General features: G+C 41.2%; 1 protein-coding gene and 1 pseudogene. One reads left to right on the forward strand and one right to left on the reverse strand.

Annotated elements, in window-relative coordinates; genetic code table 11:
* Positions 1–366: pseudogene (locus PX636_RS03855) on the forward strand (ComEC/Rec2 family competence protein); the annotation flags it as partial.
* On the opposite strand, the gene PX636_RS03860 reads toward PX636_RS03855, so the two are convergent.
* A complete protein-coding gene (locus tag PX636_RS03860) occupies positions 356–886 on the reverse strand; it encodes a universal stress protein (protein ID WP_002796513.1) in 531 nt (176 codons plus the stop codon). The pseudogene PX636_RS03855 and the gene PX636_RS03860 overlap by 11 nt on opposite strands.
* Between the last annotated feature and the right edge of the window lie 380 nt (positions 887–1,266).

Consider the following 1,266-nt stretch of genomic DNA (forward strand, 5'->3'; position numbering starts at 1 on the left):
ACTATTACTTTATCCCAGTTAGAAAAATTTAATCTCGGCGAAATTACTGGACAATTGATCGAGAAAAATTTATTTAAATTTCAGGTAAAAAATCAATCCTGGCTCTGGATTATCAACCCGAAAATTCCCGTTAATTTATCCCAAGAATTCAGCCCCCTAGTGTTATTATGGCAGGGAAGCAATCTAGATAAACAATGGTTAGAGTCAATTCGACCACAAACAGCAATCGCTGTCACCACCAATCTCTCCCGTAATGCCAGAAATCAACTGAGAAAGGCTAGGATTAAGACTTACTGGACCGGGAGAGATGGAGCGATTCAATGGACAGCAAAAAATGGATTTCAACCCTTTCTAATTAATGAGTGATGTGTACCACCAAAACCGAACAGGGAGCATGATGTACCACATAATTACTGACACTACCTAAGATTAACTCAGATAAACCCGATCGACCGTGACGACCAACAATAATTAAATCTATCCCCTCTTGCTGGGCAACTTGACAAATTTTCTGTCCCGGATCACCGATATAATAATCAGCCCGGGCTATGATATTATCCTCCTTAGCTCGATCGACTAAACCGTTTAACCAAGCTTGTAATTCCGCTTGCATTTCTTCGGTGATTTGTTGTTCTAAGGCGATCATATCGGGGGGATAACCGCCACCATAACCGATCAGATTACCATAAATAAAAGTTTCCGTGTAGGGAGTCAAAGGTTTAGACAGACTATAAATAATCCGCAACTCACTAGCGTAGGTTTTCGCTAAGAGAATAGCCGTATTCAATACCTCTGGAGTGACATCTTGATAATCCACAGCCACGAGAATTTTATTATAGAGTTTGTTGGTATCCCGATCGACTGAGAGTGTTTCCGTATTATTCATCGAATTAACCTCCTCGATAGCAGATAAAGTCAGGGTTGAAGTTAATCTTTTTTCCCACCGGCTGCCAGCAATACCCTGGGGAAATAGCCAAAAATTGCTGAAAGCTGATGACTGATAGTTGACGCTCCTCTACCTCTAGTGTGACATTTTTCGGATAATGTAGCTGAATTAGCAAAAAAATTAACAATTTGGGGAGACTCCGAGACGATACCCTAGGGTTGATTCAAGGTAGGGTTGATTCAAGGTAGGGTTGATTCAAGGTAGGGTTGATTCAAGGTAGGGTTGATTCATGAATCAACCCTACCCAAACCCCGGAGCGCATTAGCTTTTCGGTGGGATGCTTAAAGACAGATGCTGATACATTTGTAATCATCTAAGAG

The sequence above is a fragment of the Microcystis sp. M53598_WE2 genome (genome assembly GCF_030067735.1).
Lineage (GTDB): Bacteria > Cyanobacteriota > Cyanobacteriia > Cyanobacteriales > Microcystaceae > Microcystis > Microcystis aeruginosa.